Source organism: Neogemmobacter tilapiae, assembly GCF_014652215.1.
Taxonomy (GTDB): Bacteria; Pseudomonadota; Alphaproteobacteria; order Rhodobacterales; family Rhodobacteraceae; genus Neogemmobacter; species Neogemmobacter tilapiae.
In genome coordinates this window covers 208519-221602 of the sequence record NZ_BMYJ01000006.1, presented here as the reverse complement: position 1 = coordinate 221602, position 13084 = coordinate 208519, and the positions used below count along the sequence as shown (strand labels likewise).

12 protein-coding genes are annotated in these 13084 nt (G+C 62.0%); 6 read left to right on the top strand and 6 right to left on the bottom strand.

Annotation, left to right across the window (positions count from 1 at the left end):
- The first annotated feature begins 104 nt into the window (after positions 1–104).
- The 3 genes from IE095_RS11545 to IE095_RS11535 are packed head-to-tail and all read left to right on the top strand — an operon-like array spanning position 105 to position 4132.
- Positions 105–1208 carry an AI-2E family transporter gene (locus IE095_RS11545; RefSeq protein WP_189411808.1) on the top strand — a complete coding sequence of 368 codons (1104 nt, stop codon included), beginning with the start codon at positions 105–107 and terminating at the stop codon, positions 1206–1208.
- Complete coding sequence (locus IE095_RS11540) at positions 1205–1894, top strand: P-loop NTPase family protein (RefSeq protein WP_189411807.1); 690 nt, start codon at positions 1205–1207, stop codon at positions 1892–1894. Before IE095_RS11545 ends, IE095_RS11540 begins: the two co-directional genes overlap by 4 nt.
- A 39-nt stretch (positions 1895–1933) precedes the next feature.
- Complete coding sequence (locus IE095_RS11535) at positions 1934–4132, top strand: RNA degradosome polyphosphate kinase (protein ID WP_189411884.1); 2199 nt, start codon at positions 1934–1936, stop codon at positions 4130–4132.
- Between the two features lie 39 nt (positions 4133–4171).
- Here the strand turns inward: IE095_RS11535 and IE095_RS11530 are convergent, their stop codons facing one another.
- A complete protein-coding gene (locus IE095_RS11530) occupies positions 4172–4576 on the bottom strand; it encodes a DUF6636 domain-containing protein (RefSeq protein ID WP_189411806.1) in 405 nt (134 codons plus the stop codon).
- Between the two features lie 12 nt (positions 4577–4588).
- Entirely contained in the window at positions 4589–5752 is a 1164-nt protein-coding gene (locus IE095_RS11525; protein WP_189411805.1) for a M20 aminoacylase family protein, read from the bottom strand.
- 59 nt (positions 5753–5811) lie between these two features.
- Here IE095_RS11525 and mazG point away from each other — a divergent pair, with 59 nt between their 5' ends.
- The 3 genes from mazG to IE095_RS11510 all read left to right on the top strand — a co-directional run bounded on the left by mazG (position 5812) and on the right by IE095_RS11510 (position 8774).
- On the top strand, positions 5812–6642 hold the full coding sequence (gene mazG / locus IE095_RS11520; RefSeq protein WP_189411804.1) for a nucleoside triphosphate pyrophosphohydrolase: 831 nt from the start codon (positions 5812–5814) through the stop codon (positions 6640–6642).
- An 84-nt stretch (positions 6643–6726) separates the two neighbouring features.
- Positions 6727–7728, top strand: coding sequence for a Fe(3+) ABC transporter substrate-binding protein (locus IE095_RS11515; RefSeq protein WP_189411803.1), 1002 nt, complete (start codon positions 6727–6729; stop codon positions 7726–7728).
- A gap of 101 nt (positions 7729–7829) precedes the next feature.
- Positions 7830–8774, top strand: coding sequence for a nucleoside hydrolase (locus IE095_RS11510; RefSeq protein WP_189411802.1), 945 nt, complete (start codon positions 7830–7832; stop codon positions 8772–8774).
- A gap of 49 nt (positions 8775–8823) precedes the next feature.
- Here the strand turns inward: IE095_RS11510 and IE095_RS11505 are convergent, their stop codons facing one another.
- From IE095_RS11505 to IE095_RS11490, 4 genes are read right to left on the bottom strand one after another with little or no spacing between them, the layout of a single operon-like run.
- Positions 8824–9609 (bottom strand): FAD binding domain-containing protein, encoded by a 786-nt coding sequence (locus tag IE095_RS11505; protein WP_189411801.1) that lies wholly within the window; start codon positions 9607–9609, stop codon positions 8824–8826.
- A gap of 11 nt (positions 9610–9620) precedes the next feature.
- Positions 9621–11990: a xanthine dehydrogenase family protein molybdopterin-binding subunit gene (locus tag IE095_RS11500; RefSeq protein ID WP_189411800.1), complete on the bottom strand. Its 2370-nt coding sequence runs from the start codon at positions 11988–11990 to the stop codon at positions 9621–9623.
- A 10-nt stretch (positions 11991–12000) separates the two neighbouring features.
- A complete protein-coding gene (locus IE095_RS11495; RefSeq protein WP_189411799.1) occupies positions 12001–12486 on the bottom strand; it encodes a (2Fe-2S)-binding protein in 486 nt (161 codons plus the stop codon).
- Between the two features lie 41 nt (positions 12487–12527).
- Positions 12528–13061, bottom strand: a complete 534-nt coding sequence (locus IE095_RS11490) for an SRPBCC family protein (RefSeq protein ID WP_189411798.1) — start codon at positions 13059–13061, stop codon at positions 12528–12530.
- Positions 13062–13084: the final 23 nt, after the last annotated feature.

Below are 13084 nucleotides of genomic sequence, written 5' to 3'. Positions count from 1 at the left end.
AAGGGTTTATGACAGGTTGGCGACAATAACCGTTTGACCCAAGCCGCTTGAAACCGGGGCGGCTGTGGTCCATGTCAGGGGGGACACAAATTTGGGGTGCGGGAATGGTCTTGCCGGTTCGGACACAGGCAAAATACTGGGGCATTTCGACCCTGATTTTTCTAGCAGCGATGTGGCTGCTGGGCGATGTGCTGCTGCCCTTTATCGTGGCGGGGGGGATTGCCTATCTGCTGGACCCGATTGCCGACCGGCTGGAGCGGATGGGTTTCAGCCGGGTAATGGCCACCGTGACAATTTCGGTCGCGGCGCTGTTGGTGTTCACGCTGCTGGTGCTGGCGGTGATTCCGGTTCTGGTGCAGCAGTTGATCGCGCTGGTGAATGCGGCCCCGGAAATTGCGAAACAGTTGCAGGGCTTTCTGATGGCCCATTTCCCGTCGATCACAGACGAAACCTCGACCATCCGGCAGACTTTGGCGGATATTGGGGCGGCGGTGCAGGCGCATGGGGCGGAACTGGCAAATACGCTGATCGGGTCGGTGTTTGGCGTGATCAATGCGGTGGTGTTTCTGGTGGTGGTGCCGGTGGTGGCCTTCTACCTGCTGCTGGACTGGGACAAGATGGTGGCGCGGATTGATGCTTTGCTGCCCAGGGACCACGCCCCTGTGATCCGGCAGTTGGCCGGCGAGGCGAACCGGGTCATGGCGGCCTTTGTGCGGGGACAGTTGTCGGTCTGTTTGGTGCTGGGGGGCTATTATGCGATTGCGCTGGTGCTGGCGGGGCTGCAATTCGGGCTGATCGTGGGGGCGATTGCGGGGGCGATCACCTTCATTCCCTATATCGGGGCGCTGATCGGAGGGGCCTTGGCGATTGGTCTGGCCTTTTATCAGTTCTGGGGGGAATGGTTCAGCATCGGGATTGTGGTGGGGATCTTTGCCTTGGGGCAGTTTCTGGAAGGCAACATCATCACGCCGCGTCTGGTGGGCAATTCGGTGGGGCTGCATCCGGTGTGGCTGTTGTTCGCGCTGTCAGCCTTTGGGGCGGTCTTTGGTTTTGTCGGGCTGCTGGTGGCGGTGCCGGTGGCGGCGGTGGTGGGTGTGATCATCCGCTTTCTGATCGGGCAATATCAGGCCAGCCGTTTGTATACGGGCTATGCGGGAACGCAACCTGTGCCCGAGGGGATGATGGATGAAGGAAAGGACCGGGCGTGACAGCGCGGCAACTGACCTTTGATCTGGGGCACGATCCGGCGCTGGGGCGCGGGGCGTTCTTTGTCGGGCCGTCGAATGCGGTGGCCGTGGCGGCTCTGGACGGTTGGGAAGGCTGGCCGAACCGGCGAATGCTGTTGGTGGGGCCTGCGGGCAGTGGCAAGACGCATCTGGCGGCGATCTGGGCGGGGGATGTGGGGGCGCGGCGGATCGAGGGGTTCACGCTGCCGGTACAGGGCGATCTGACGGGGTTGGCGAGCGGGCCGGTGGTGGTGGAAAACGCCGAAGATCTGGCGGGCGAGCGGGGACGGGAATCGGGGCTGTTCCATCTGTGGAACCTGATGGGCGAAACGGGTCAGCCGCTGTTGATCACTGCCGCCCTGCCGCCACGGGATTGGGGGCTTGTGCTGCCCGATCTGGCAAGCCGGTTACTTTCGGCGCCGGTGACGCGGCTGGAGCCGCCGGATGACGGGCTTTTGTCGGCGGTGCTGGTGAAACTGTTCGCGGACCGGCAGTTGGCGGTGGACCCGACAGTGGTGGCCTGGCTGCTGCCCCGAATGGACCGTTCGATTGCGGCGGCGCGGGACATCGTGGGGCGGCTGGATCAGTTGTCCTTGCAGCGCCGGGCGCCGGTCAGCCGGGGAATGGCGGCCGAAATTCTGGACTTTTCTTCAGCACAAGCGGATTAATGTCACATGCCCGTTGCAAATTGCCTGCACACCGCCGCCATGACCCAGTCCGATTTCCTGCGCGCCACCTTCGCCCCGCCCGCCGACCTGCCTGAAAGCGATTTCACCGGGCCGAAACGCTTTTTCAACCGCGAGCTTTCGTGGCTGGCCTTCAACTGGCGGGTTTTGGATGAGGCGGGCAATCCGGCGGTGCCTTTGCTGGAGCGGCTGCGGTTCCTGTCGATTTCGGCGGCTAACCTGGATGAATTCTATATGGTGCGGGTGGCGGGGCTGCGGGCGCTGATCCGGGCGAACAATCCGATGCCTTCGGAAGACGGTCTGACGCCGGTCGAACAGTTGCGGTTAATCAACGAAGATGCGCGGCGGCTGATGCAGACGCAGCAGAATGTGTTCAACAAGCTGCGGCGGGAGATGGAAGAACAGGGGATCGTGGTTCTGACGCGGTCCAAGCTGACGGCGCGGGATCTGAAATTTCTGGAAGAGCATTTCCTGAACAAGGTTTTCCCGATCCTATCGCCGCTGGCCATCGACCCTGCCCACCCCTTCCCGTTCATTCCGAACACGGGGTTCTGTCTGGCCTTGCAGTTGGAACGGGCCAGCGACCATCGGCCCTTGCAGGCGCTGCTGCCCATTCCGCAGCAGATTGCGCGTTTCGTGCCGCTGCCGGGCAAGGCGGGGGAAAACCGGTTCCTGCCGTTGGAAGAGCTGCTGCTTTTGCATCTGAACATGCTGTTCCCCGGCTATACCGACCGGGGGCATTGCGCGTTCCGGGTGCTGCGGGACAGCGACCTGGAGGTGGAGGACGAGGCCGAAGATCTGGTGCGGGAATTTGAAACCGCGCTGAAACGGCGGCGTCGGGGCGAGGTGATCCGGCTGAAGATCAGCGCGGGCGCGCCCGAGGATTTGCAGGCGCTGATCATGGATGAATTGGCCGTGACAGCGGATGAGGTGGTGGAGGCGCGGGGGCTGCTGGGTGTGGCGGACCTGAAGGAACTGGTGCTTTCGACGCGGCCCGATCTGCTTTGGCCGAAATTCGCGCCGCGGGTGCCGGAACGGGTGGAGGATCACGACGGCGATATGTTCGCGGCGATCCGGCAAAAGGACATGCTGCTGCATCATCCGTACGAAACTTTTGACATGGTGATCCGCTTTATCGAACAGGCGGCACGCGATCCGAACGTCTTGGCAATCAAGCAGACGCTGTACCGGACAAGCTGGGACAGCCCGATTGTCAGCGCTTTGTGCGAGGCGGCGGAGGCGGGCAAGTCGGTGACGGCGTTGGTCGAACTGAAAGCGCGCTTTGACGAGGCTGCGAACATCCGTCAGTCGCGGCGGTTGGAACGGGCCGGGGCGCATGTCGTCTATGGTTTCATGCAGTATAAGACCCATGCCAAGATCAGCACCGTTGTTCGGCGTGAGGGCGACAATCTGGTGACCTATACGCATTACGGGACGGGCAACTATCACCCGATCACGGCGCGGATTTATACCGACCTTTCGTTCTTTACCTGCGATCCGGCGCTTGGGCGGGATGCGACCAAGGTGTTCAACTATCTGTCGGGCTATGTGCAGCCCGAGGGTCTGGAAAATCTGGCGATTTCGCCGATTACGCTGAAACCGCGTTTGCTGGAGCTGATCGCGGCGGAGGCGGAGCATGCCCGCGCCGGGCGTCCGGCAGAGATTTGGGCCAAGATGAACAGTCTGGTCGAAACCGATGTGATCGACGCGCTTTACGCGGCGTCACAGGCGGGCGTGAAGATCAATCTGGTGATGCGGGGGATTTGCGCCCTCCGGCCAGGGATCAAGGGGCTGTCGGACAACATCCGGGTGAAATCCATCGTCGGGCGTTTTCTGGAACACAGCCGGATCGTCTGTTTCGGCAATGGCGCGGGCCTGCCGTCAAAAAAGGCGCGGGTGTTCATGTCTTCGGCCGATTGGATGGGGCGGAACCTGACGCGGCGGGTGGAAACGCTGGTCGAACTGCATACGCCGACGGTGCGCAATCAGGTGATGAACCAGATCATGTCGGCCAATATGGCCGATACCGAACAAAGCTGGGTGCTGTTCCCGGATGGGCATTATCAGCGCGATCCGGTGCCGGAAGGGGTGGAGGGCTTTAACTGCCACCGCTTTTTCATGGAGAACCCGTCGCTTTCGGGGCGTGGCACGGCGGGGGCCAAGGATGTGCCAAGGCTGGTGCAACCCAAGGACGCGACACCGCCGCAAGCGGCAGAATAGGCTTGCGGGCGCCCCGGATCCTGTCCGGGGCGCCGTTTTTCAGAACACCTTTTGCTTGGCGCGGGACAGGGTAAAGCCGTGGCCCTCGGCGTTTTTGCAGGTGACGCCAGTCTTTTCCGCCGAACAGGTGACTTTGCCCAGTTTCACCGACTGGCCGTAGTCCAGCACCGGGGCGCGGGGGTTCATCACGGTATCACCCGCGCAAGCGGGATAGGCCGGGCCAGTGGCCCCGATCCAGAAGAAAGAACCATAGTCGAGGTCGCAATCGGCGGGAGGTGTCTTAAAACTGGGTGTCAGTTCGCGCATGTCGCAGCGCGCGCCACCATCCGGCCCTGCGATCATCAGGCAGAAGATGTTGCCCGAAGGGGCCTGAAAATCCAGCATATCCTGCGCGGCAGCCGGGGCCGCCAAAAGCCCCAAGGCCAGACATAACCATTTCGTCATTTCAATATCCTTTCACGGCAAGGGTTGCGCCCGTTCGACCAGCCGGGCCAGAAAACTTGCGCCGACGGGGGCGGCCTCATCATTGAAATCAAAGGCCGCATGGTGCAGCCCTGCCCCCGGCCCCGTGCCTAGGAACAGATAGGAACCGGGCCGAGCCTCAAGCATATAGCTGAAATCCTCGGCCCCCATTTCGCGGGGGGAATCGGTGTTCACCGCCCCTTCGCCAACGATATCGGCGGCAACCGAGGCCGCGAACAGGGTTTCGGCGGCATGGTTGATGGTGGGCGGATAGCCCCAGTCATAGTCAATCTCGGCCTCGACATTGAAGGCCGCGGCATGGCCCTGCACGATTTCGATGAAGCGCTTTTTCAGCAGATCGCGCACTTCGGGTTTGAAGGCTCGGATCGTGGCGCAGAACCAGCCATCGCCGGGAATAATGTTGCTGGCGGTGCCGGTGTGGATTTGAGTGATCGAAACGACCGCCTCTTCAATCGGGTTCATGTTGCGCGACAGGATGGTTTGCATGGCCTGCACCATCGCCACGATGGCCACCACGGGATCGGTGGTTTCATGCGGCGTGGCCCCGTGGCCGCCTTTGCCGGTGACCTTGACCGTCGCGGTATCGACCGAGGCCATGATGGCACCGGGATTGGTGTGGAACGTGCCAAAAGGCAGGTTCGGGACGTTGTGGATGGCATAGGCTTGGGTGATGTTAAAACGTTCCATCACCCCTTCTTTGACCATCACCTCGCCCCCGCCGCCGTCCTCTTCTGCCGGTTGGAAGATCAGCGCGACGCGGCCGGTAAAGCGCCGGGTTTCGGCCAGATATTGCGCGGCCCCCAGCAGCATGGCGGTATGGCCGTCATGGCCGCAGGCGTGCATCTTGCCCGCGTTCAGACTGGCATACTCTGCGCCGGTGATTTCGTCGATGGGCAGGGCATCAAAATCGGCGCGCAGGCCAATCGTTGGGCCGTCGCCCTGACCGTTGATGATGGCGACAATGCCCGTCTGGGCGATGCCTTCGTGAATTTCATCGACGCCCATCTCGCGCAGGCGCGCGGCGATGAAGGCGGCCGTTTCGGGGCAGTCAAAGGATAGTTCGGGATGCTGGTGCAGATAGCGCCGCCATGCCTTCATCTGGTCCGAAAGATCGGCGATGCGGTTCAGAACGGGCATGGTGGACTCCTTTGGTGCCGGATAAGGTTTGATCAAACCGCAAATAGAGGCCGCCCGCAATGCCCGAACGCCCCCTTCCCCGCCCTGAAAGCGACGCCTTGGTGCATGACCCCGAGGCAGGCATTGAGCGTTTGCTGGAAATCATGGCCCGGCTGCGGGCGCCGGATGGCTGCCCTTGGGACCGGGAGCAGGATTTTGGGACGATCGCGCCCTATACGATTGAAGAGGCCTATGAGGTGGCCGATGCGATTGAACAGGGGGATATGGCGGGGCTGAAGGGCGAGTTGGGGGATTTGCTGTTCCAATCGGTCTATCACGCGCAAATGGCGGCCGAGGCGGGGCATTTCGGCTTTGGCGATGTGGTGCGGGTGGTGTCCGACAAGATGGTCGTTCGGCATCCGCATGTTTTTGGCGAGGAAAGCGGGGATAAGACCGCCGAACAGCAGACCCGCGATTGGGAGGCGCAGAAGGCGCGGGAACGGGGGCGCGTGGGGGTTCTGGACGGGGTGGCGATGGGGCTGCCGGGGCTGACAAGGGCAGTGAAATTGCAGAATCGCGCGGCGCGGGTGGGGTTTGACTGGCCTTCGACCGATCAGGTGCTGGACAAGCTGGTAGAGGAGGCGGGGGAGCTGGTCGAGGCGCGGGATAAGTTGGGGCCGGAGGAATTGTTCGCGGAAATGGGCGATCTGTTGTTCGTGATGGCCAATCTGGCGCGGCATCTGAAGATTGATCCGGAAGCGGCCCTGCGCGCGACGAATGCGAAATTCACCCGGCGTTTTGAAAGGATCGAGGCTTTGCTGGTGGAACAGGGCAAGACCCCGGCGGAAAGCGATCTGGTGGAAATGGATGCGCTGTGGAACCGGGCCAAGGCCGAGGAAAAATCCGGCTGAATTATTCCGACACCTTTTGTCAGGCATTGACGGGATGGGCCGAATCCTGTCTATGCGGGCTCAACCGACAAAAGGAGTCAACAAATGAACCTTCGTCTTTCTGCACTGGCCTTGCTGTCCACCGCCCTGCCCGCCTTGGCGCAAGAGGTGAACATCTACAGCCACCGCCAGCCCGAATTGATCCAGCCGCTGCTGGACGCCTTTACCGCCGAAACCGGCATCAAGACGAATGTCGCCTTTGTGGACAAGGGCATGGCCGAGCGTCTGCAAGCCGAGGGCGACCGTTCGCCCGCCGATCTGGTGCTGACCGTGGACATTGCGCGGCTGACCCAAGTGGTTGAGGCGGGCGTGATCCAGCCGGTGCAATCCGATGTCTTGGAAGCGAATATTCCGGAAACCCTGCGCGATGCGGGCGACCAGTGGTTCGGGCTGACGGCCCGTGCGCGGATCGTCTATGCCAGCAAAGAGCGCGTCGCCGATGGCGAAGTGACGACCTATGAGGATCTGGCCGATCCGAAATGGAAGGGCCGCATTTGCGCCCGTTCGGGTCTGAACGATTACAACATCGCGCTGCTTTCGGCGATCATCGCGCATCACGGCGAAGAAGAGGCCAAGGCTTGGGCCGAGGGCGTGAAGGCCAATCTGGCGCGCAAGCCGGATGGCGGCGACCGGGATCAGATCAAGGCGATTGCGGCGGGGGAGTGTGATATCTCCATCGGCAACACCTATTATCTGGGCCAAATGCTGAACAACCCGGAAGAGGTTGAGGCGGCAGGCACGGTGCGTCCGGTGTTCCCGGTGTTCACCGATGGCGGCACGCACCTGAACATCTCGGGCGTGGCGATGACGAAATCGGCGCCGAACAAGGAATCGGCGCTGAAGCTGATGGAATGGCTGTCGTCGGATGCGGCGCAAAAAATCTATGCCGAGACGAACCACGAATATCCGGTGAAACCGGGTGTGGAACGTTCGGCCTTGGTGGCGGGCTGGGGTGAGTTCACGGCGGATGCCTTGGCCCTGACCGAAGTGGCCGGCCACCGGGCGGCGGCGCTGAAGATCATGGAAGAGATCAACTTCGACGGTTGATTTTGGCGAATGCGGTAGAAAGCCGGGCCTTTGTGCCCGGCTTTTTGCTGTGTGGACTTTCCCTGCCCTATCCGATTGCATGGCCCCAAAAGGAGAATCCCATGACCGCGCATCACAAGATCATCATCGACACCGACCCCGGCCAGGATGACGCCGTGGCGATCCTGCTGGCTTTGGCCAGCCCCGAAGAGATTGAGGTGCTGGGGGTGACGGTGGTGGCGGGCAATGTGCCCTTGGCGCTGACCGAAAAGAATGCACGGATCGTTTGCGAATTGGCGGGCAAGCCCGAGACCAAGGTTTTCGCAGGCTGTGGCAAGCCGATGGGGCGGCCTTTGGTGACGGCGGAATATGTGCATGGTGAGACGGGGCTGAACGGGCCGCAGTTGCAAGACCCGGTGATGGCTTTGCAGGAACAGCATGGCGTTGATTTCATCATCGAGACGTTGCGGCGGGAACCGGCGCATACAGTGACCCTGTGCCCCCTTGGGCCTTTGACGAACATCGCGACGGCCTTTGAAAAGGCGCCGGATGTGGTGGCACGGGTGCGGCAGATTGTGCTGATGGGTGGGGCCTATTTCGAGGTGGGCAATGTGACGCCCGCGGCCGAGTTCAACATCTATGTCGATCCGCAGGCGGCGGATATCGTGTTCAAATCGGGCGCGCCCTTGGTGGTGATGCCCTTGGACGTGACGCATAAGGCACTGACGACAAGGGCGCGGATCGAGGCGTTCCGGGGCATGGGGACAGAGCCGGGGCGGATGGTGGCGGAATGGACCGATTTCTTTGAACGGTTTGATATGCAGAAATATGGCAGCGAAGGCGCGCCTTTGCATGACCCCTGCGTGATCGCCTATCTGCTGCGGCCGGACCTGTTCAAGGGGCGGCATATCAATGTGGAGATTGAGACGCAGTCGGAACTGACGATGGGGATGACGGTGGCCGATTGGTGGGGCGTGACGGATCGTGCGCCCAATGCGTTGTTCATCGGGTCGCTGGATGCGGATGGGTTTTATGATCTGCTGGTGGAGCGGATCGGGCGGTTGTAGGGTCGTTGCCCCCTCCCCCTGTCAGGGGGGAGGGTCAGGGAGGGCGGTTCTAGGCTGCCCCGACCGCGCGCTTGGTCATGACTTTGACCATCTGCGCCCGGTATTCCGGCGTGCCGTGCAGATCGCCGATCATGCGTTGTTTGGGCGGGGCTAGGTCTTCGATGGCGGCCATGTGGAAACCCGCCGACAGCGCGGCCTCGGCTTCTTTCCAGCGGAAAACGCCCTCCTCGCCCGCACCCGTCACAGCCACCCGCACGCCGCCCGCGAATTTGGCGACGAAAACCCCGACAAGGGCAAAGCGGCTGGCCGGCTGGTCGAATTTCACATAGGCGGCGCGTTCAGGGATCGGAAAGCGGATTTCGGTGATGATCTCGCCCAACTGCAACGCGGTCGAGAACAGGCCCTGAAAATAATCATCCGCCGCAATCTGCCGCTTGTTGGTCACGACAACAGCATCCGAGGCCAGCACGGCACTGGGATAGCAGGCCGACGGGTCGTTGTTGGCCAGTGATCCGCCGATGGTGCCACGCGAACGCACCGCCGGATCGCCGATATGGCCCGCCAGATGTGCCAGCGCGGGGTAATAGGCTGCGGCCTCACGTGCCACGACGGCATGGGGGGTGGCGGCGCCAATATGAAGGCCGCCGTCGCCCTTGCAGACACCTTTCATCGCGTCGATGCCGGTCAGGCTGACCAGCACCTCGGGCGCGGCCAGCCTTTGCTTCATCGTGGGGATCAGGGTCTGGCCACCGGAAAGGGCCTGCGCGCCGTCATGTTCCAAGGCCGCCACGGCATCGGCGACTGTGGTGGGTTTCACGAATTGAAAGTTGTGCATCTTGGCCCCCTTCAGTTCAGCGCCGACCAGACGCGCGCGGGCGTCAGGGGCATGTTGATATGGGTCACATCCGTTCGGCCCGCGCCGTGGATGGCGTCGATCACCGCATTGACCAAGGCCGGGGGCGATCCGATGGCCCCCGCCTCGCCACAGCCTTTGACGCCCAAGGGGTTGTGGGTGCAGGGGGTGACGCAGGAATGATCGACCTTGAACATCGGCAGATCATCGGCGCGGGGCATGGCGTAGTCCATGAAGGACGCGCTGAGCAATTGACCTTCCGCATCATAGGCACAGTTTTCCAAGAGGGCCTGCCCGATGCCTTGGGCCAGCCCGCCATGAACCTGGCCTTCGACGATCATCGGGTTCACGACATTGCCGAAATCATCGGCGGCGGTGAAAGCCAGAACCGTGACCTTGCCGGTTTCGGGGTCAACCTCCACCTCGCAACCATAGGCCCCGGCGGGATAGGTAAAGTTCGAGGGGTCGTAGAAGGCGGTTTCTTCGAGGCCCGGTTCAAGGCTGTCCAAGGGATAGTTGTGCGGCACATAGGCGGCCAAGGTCACGCCGGACCAATCGACCGATTTGTCGGTGCCCGCGACGGTGAATTTTCCGTCTTTCAGAACGATGTCCTCGTCTGACGCTTCCAGCAGATGCCCCGCGATCTTTTTCGCCTTGTTGATCACCTTGTTCAGCGCCTTGACCATAGCCGAGCCGCCAACCGCCAGCGAACGGCTACCATAGGTGCCCATGCCCATCGGTGTGTTCGATGTATCGCCGTGGACGATTTCCACCTGCCCCGCGTCAATCCCGATCATCTCGGACACGACTTGGGCAAAGGTGGTCTCATGCCCCTGCCCGTGGCTGTGGCTGCCGGTGAAGATGGTGATCGACCCCGTCGCATTCACCCGCACCGTGGCGCTTTCGTAAAGCCCAGCGCGAGCGCCCAACTGGCCCACGAGGTTTGAGGGGGCAATCCCGCAAGCCTCAATATAACTCGCCACGCCAAAGCCGCGCCATTTGCCGCGGGCGGCACTTTCGGCACGGCGGGCGGCAAAGCCTGCGTGATCGGACAATTCCAGCAGCTTGTCCATCGTGGCATCGTAATTGCCGGTGTCGTAGACCACGGCGACGGGCGTCTGATAGGGGAATTGGTCGGGCTTGATAAAGTTCTTGCGCCGCAATTCCACCGGGCTGACGCCCAGTTGCCGCGCCGCCTTGTCCACCAGACGTTCCAGTTGGAACGTGGCCTCGGGCCGCCCTGCCCCGCGATAGGCATCGACCGGAACGGTGTTGGTAAAGACCGCTTTGACGTTCACATAGATCAGCGGGGTTTTGTAGTTTCCGGCCATCAGCGTGCCGTGCAGCCAGGTGGGAATGCATGGGGCAAAGGTGGAAAGATAGGCCCCCATGTTGGCATAGGTGTCGGTGCGCAGCGCCGTAAAATTGTGGTCAGCGTCGAGCGCCAGTTCGATTTTCGTCACATGGTCGCGGCCGTGGGCATCGGACATGAAGGCCTCGGATCGGGTGGATGTCCATTTCACCGGGCGTTTCAGCTGTTTGGCCGCAAAGGTGACAAAGGCCTCTTCGGCGTAGTGATAGATTTTCGATCCGAAACCGCCGCCCACATCGGGGGCCACTACCCGCAGTTTGGATTCCGGGATGCCAAGGACGAAGGCCCCCATCAAAAGGCGGATGACATGAGGGTTCTGGCTGGTGGTGTAAAGCGTGGAATTGCCCGAGTGATCCTCAAAATCCCCGACCGCCACACGGGGTTCCATCGGATTGGCGACAAGGCGGTTGTTGACCAGATCAAGGCTGACCACATGGGCCGCGCTGGCAAAGGCCGCGTCGACCGCCGCCTTGTTTTCCTCGACAAAGCCCCAATCATAGCAAAGGTTCGAGGTCAGATCGTCATGCACCTTGGGCGCGCCTTCGGCCAAGGCCGCCCGCATGTCGACCACGGCGGGCAGTTCGGTGATGTCGATGTCCAGCATTTCAGCGGCATCGCGGGCCTGATCCAGCGTTTCGGCCACCACGACAGCAATCGGATCACCCACATGCCGCACCTTGCCTTCGGCCAGAACCGGATGTTTCGGTTCCTGCATCGGCTTGCCATGCCGGTCGGTCACCTGCCAGCCGGTGGGAATGCCACCGACCCCCGCCAGATCGGCGGCGGTAAAGACCTTGATCACACCGGGCATCGCCTCGGCCGCCGCCGTATCGATGCTGTTCAGAATTCCATGCGCCATGTCGGACCGCACGAAATGCGCATAGGCCTGACCGCGAATGTTGATGTCATCGGTATAGCGGCCCTTGCCTGTCAGGAACCGCACATCCTCGCGCCGCTTGGTGCTGGCGCCGATACCACCGTCTTTTGGCATGATCCCCTCCCTATTCCGCTGCCACGGCGGCGGATGCCTGGCCCGAGGCCTGCATCACCGCGCGGACGATGTTGTGATAACCGGTGCAGCGGCAGATGTTGCCCTCCAGCCCGGCGCGGATTTCTGCTTCGGTCGGCGTGGGGTTGACCGCCAGCAGGGCGGCCGCGCTCATCACCATGCCCGGTGTGCAGAAACCGCATTGCAAGCCATGACAGTCCTGAAAGGCCTGTTGCAAACGACCCATGGTGCCATCGGCATTGGCCATGCCTTCGATGGTGGTCACATGCCCGCCCGCCACATCGGCGGCAAAGACGGTGCAGGATTTCACCGGAACACCATCAACATGCACGACGCAGGCCCCGCATTGCGAGGTGTCGCAGCCAACATGGGTGCCGGTCAGCCCCATGCCGTCGCGCAGGAACTGCACCAGCAGCGTGCGGCCTTCGGTTTCGCGCGAAACCGCCTTGCCGTTCACTGTCATCGAGACCTTGGTCATTCCATTCCTCCCTTGGAATTGCCTGGGCCGTCATCGCCGCCTTAGGAAATCAGTCGGCGGAACCAACCCTTCTTTGGCTTGTCTTGATTTTCATTATCCGCACCCGATGCCTGAGGCTCCTCTTCCTCGGCATCAGGGCCTTCTACAGCGTCTTGAAAACGCTGGAAGAATTCGTCGGCCAGTTTGCGGGCAAAGCTGTCGATGATCCGGCTGCCCAGTTGGGCGATCTTGCCCCCCACTTTGGCCTCGGCGGCATAGGTCAGCTTTGTGCCCTCGCCTTCGGGCACAAAGGACACGCTGGCCCCGCCCTTTGCAAAGCCCGCCACGCCGCCCTTGCCCTCGCCGCTGATGGTCAGCGAATGCGGGGCCAAAACGTCGGACAATGTGACAAGCCCGGTGAAGCGGGCCGAGACCGGGCCGACCTTTTGGGACACGACCGCCTCGAACCCCTCTGCCACACTGCCTGTCAGGCTTTCACAGCCCGGAATGCAGGCTTGCAGCACAGCGGGGTCGAGGATGGCTGCCCAGACGGTCGCCGGATCAGCCTTGATGATCCGTTCGTCATTCAGTTGCATGGGTTCCTCTCCCTGTCTGCAAC